Source organism: Thalassobacterium maritimum, from assembly GCF_031127805.1.
Taxonomy (GTDB): Bacteria; Verrucomicrobiota; Verrucomicrobiia; order Opitutales; family Coraliomargaritaceae; genus Thalassobacterium; species Thalassobacterium maritimum.
This window is the reverse complement of record NZ_JARXHW010000109.1, coordinates 1-2804: the sequence shown is the minus strand read 5'-3', so window position 1 is coordinate 2804 and position 2804 is coordinate 1. Positions and strand designations below refer to the sequence as shown.

Sequence of the window (2804 nt, the reverse complement as noted above, 5' to 3'; positions counted from 1 at the left end):
GACATGTATTTCGTCTACGTGTTAGAAAATGCAAGTGGCCGTCTTTATATTGGGCATACCAATGATGTTGCTCGCCGAATCGAAGAGCACAATTCTCCTGAGGGTAAAGAACATCTGGGCAAATACACCCATCGCAATGGCCCGTGGTCTTTGTTGGGTTTTGAAAAGTTTGAAACACGCAGCGAAGCCATTCGGCGCGAAAAGCAACTCAAGTCATGGAAATCTCCTAGCAAAGTCAGAGCTCTATTCTAATTTGCGGTAGAGTCCCTGAGTGGAGGGCAATGATCTTACATGACTGATGACTTTAGTGCTTTTCGGCGTCAAACGTTAGTTCACTGCCGATGCGCTTGCAAGCACGTCTAAGGGCGTAAACGAGTATGCCACAGAAACCAGCCTTCAACACTATAAAAAGGACGGCGCCCAGAGGCACCACACACATAGTATGTGGTGGCATTGCGATTAGGAGTGAGTCGTTGTCGGTAAGTGCTTTTTTTTTGTATAATTTAATACGTTAGGTTTTTCTTGGCCAAGGTAAGCAATGTTTTTTAGATTGAAGACATGGCACGCTACAACACCTCTCGTCTTGTCAAAACGATGGTCCGCGAAATTGAGCGTGAAACCAAGTACTAGGCACGGGCTCACCAGCAAGAAATCGGTCGAATGGAACGGGAAGCCCGGCAGGAGCACAAAGCGAATCAAAAGCAGTGGGCTCTTCAATCTGCCAAGCTGGAAGTGACGCGATTCGAAAACGAAGTCGAGTTATTGCTTTCGCTTCATAAGGAAGCCGTCGAGCCGGTCGACTGGGACGTGCAGTTTCGTGCCTTGTCCTCAGCGCTCCCGTTTCGGATATCCTTTGATGCTCTTAAGGCGGAGCGACGGCAGTTGTTTGAGAATCCTTCATTGGATTGGGAGTCGGTGGTCAGTGCACGGAGATCACGCACTTGTGAAGCTTCAGTCCAACCCTCGAAATTGCCTACTAGTCCGAACTAGTCCGAACCAAAGCAGACAACTTGCGCGAAAGATTCTAAAGAGGGATGAAGACGCTTACATCGAGTCGATTAACCAGTTCAGTTCGCTGGATGAGGTGCAGGCCTCTGGTTGTGAGCTGGATCTGATTTACCATGATCCGGATCGCTTTGAGGTGATTCTTGAACTCGGCGATATCGATACCGTTCCCGCCGAGCAAAAATCCCTGCGCGCCAGCGGAAAAGTTTCGATCAGAAAGATGCCGGTGAAGCGACGGGCTGAGATCTATCAGTTATGGTGGGCGAAGGCTTGGCTGGTGAGTGCGACTATGCTGAGGCGAAACGAAAAGGCACAGCGGTTCGCTTTGTTGTCGACGCTTTTAACGGGCGTGTCGATGCTATCCTGAGCCGGGGCAAGCACGATAACTTTGGCACGCTGGAATAGGAGATCAAAGACACCTTCAATCTAGTTAATCTCAATGGCGAGGCGTTCCGAAATGCAAGAATACGGCCCGAATTTCTGGAAGCTCGGCTAACTGAACTCAAGTGGGCCGTTGTGTTGCAGGAGCTTAAACTGCAGGAGCGTGAAGAACAGCGACAAATTCGTGAGCAGATCCGTGAAGAGCAGAAAGCGCGGCGTGAGTATGAGCGAGCCATAAAGGAGGCCTATAAAGAGGAAGCTCTGATTAAGAAGGGTTGGAGAAGGCCCGCGCAGAAGTTGAGTCAGCCAGTGCCGAGCAACGCGCCCAATTTGAACAACAGGTAGCAGAGCAAGCCACCGAGAATATAGATCCCGAGTCCCACTAGAACCCCCTTTTTGTAACCATAGACACGGTCGAGAATCGCTCCGGGGATGGATAATGCGCGCTTCGGACGTCGATTTGTGATCACCACACTTCGTTGGTTGAGCGAGGATGAAATTTAGCGATCCGCTCCCCGTTCTGTAACTGTAACTTCACCATGTATTTAGCTGTGGGGTGACCTGCCGCTTCTTTCCTTAAATCTACATGGAATCAAAGCTTCTCTGTATTATGGTTACGTAAGCTATATTTCTACGTGCGATGTCTTGCTTTCATGATTTCCCAATGCAATGATAGTAGCTGCTGAAATTTACCCCACAACCATGCGATCATGAAAAAACTTATGTTTTTTATTTTTTGTCAGATTTCGATCAGTGTGGGTGTTCATTAGTTGAGCATATTTGTTTTAACCTAAAAACCCAAAACTAGTCCATATGAATAAGAAAATACTACCGCTTCTATCCGTTGCACCTTTAGTGCTTTTATCATGGTCGCACGCTGCTACGATTACTTGGGGCAGCGCCACGACTATTTCCGGTGATTCTGATGTCTCGACCGACGGAACGCTCGTTGTCGCAGCGAGCTTTGGTACGACTAGCGCTTCAATCGTCGTCAACGGTGTGACATTTGCCGGTGGAGGTAATAATGCGAATATGAAGAGTTCTGCGACCTACGGGACAGCCTTGAACTATACTTCCGCAAAGAATTCTGATACGGCATTTGGAACCGCATCTACACCTTTTAGTTCCCTCTCCGCGAATTATCAAGACTTACTGGAGTCTGGCCTGTGGGAGACTGGTCCAGAGCCGGCTGGGACTCAGACGTTTACTTTCGGTGGGACGGGCAATGAATTGGAAGATGGTCAGCAATATCAGATTCAAATTTGGGCGCAAGATGCGCGCAATAATAAGAACGGGGGGGCGCTCACTATTGCTGGTACAGGCGGTGTTACCCTGAATTACACTGACACCAGCTCGGAAGGGGGGCTTGGTCAATATGTGATTGGCACCTTTACAGCCGATGCGGACACTCAATCATT

At 48.8% G+C, this 2804-nt stretch carries 4 protein-coding genes and 1 pseudogene; 4 read left to right on the top strand and 1 reads right to left on the bottom strand.

What is annotated here, in order from left to right:
• The 3 genes from QEH52_RS19270 to QEH52_RS19260 all read left to right on the top strand — a co-directional run.
• Positions 1-252, top strand: a 252-nt coding sequence (locus tag QEH52_RS19270) for a GIY-YIG nuclease family protein (protein WP_308952587.1), incomplete at its 5' end; no start/stop codon positions are given.
• A 408-nt stretch (positions 253-660) separates the two neighbouring features.
• On the top strand, positions 661-990 hold the full coding sequence (locus QEH52_RS19265; RefSeq protein WP_308952586.1) for a hypothetical protein: 330 nt from the start codon (positions 661-663) through the stop codon (positions 988-990).
• 94 nt (positions 991-1084) lie between these two features.
• Positions 1085-1372, top strand: coding sequence for a hypothetical protein (locus tag QEH52_RS19260; protein ID WP_308952585.1), 288 nt, complete (start codon positions 1085-1087; stop codon positions 1370-1372).
• Positions 1373-1688: 316 nt separating this feature from the next.
• Here the strand turns inward: QEH52_RS19260 and QEH52_RS19255 are convergent, their stop codons facing one another.
• Positions 1689-1856, bottom strand: coding sequence for a hypothetical protein (locus QEH52_RS19255; RefSeq protein ID WP_308952584.1), 168 nt, complete (start codon positions 1854-1856; stop codon positions 1689-1691).
• Between the two features lie 343 nt (positions 1857-2199).
• On the opposite strand from QEH52_RS19255, the pseudogene QEH52_RS19250 reads away from it, so the two are divergent.
• A pseudogene (locus tag QEH52_RS19250) lies at positions 2200-2804 on the top strand (hypothetical protein); the annotation flags it as partial.

Bases quoted from the DNA above. Each gene is read 5' to 3' on its own strand.
- QEH52_RS19265 (WP_308952586.1), top strand. From the start codon at position 661: ATGGAACGGGAAGCCCGGCAGGAGCACAAAGCGAATCAAAAGCAGTGG.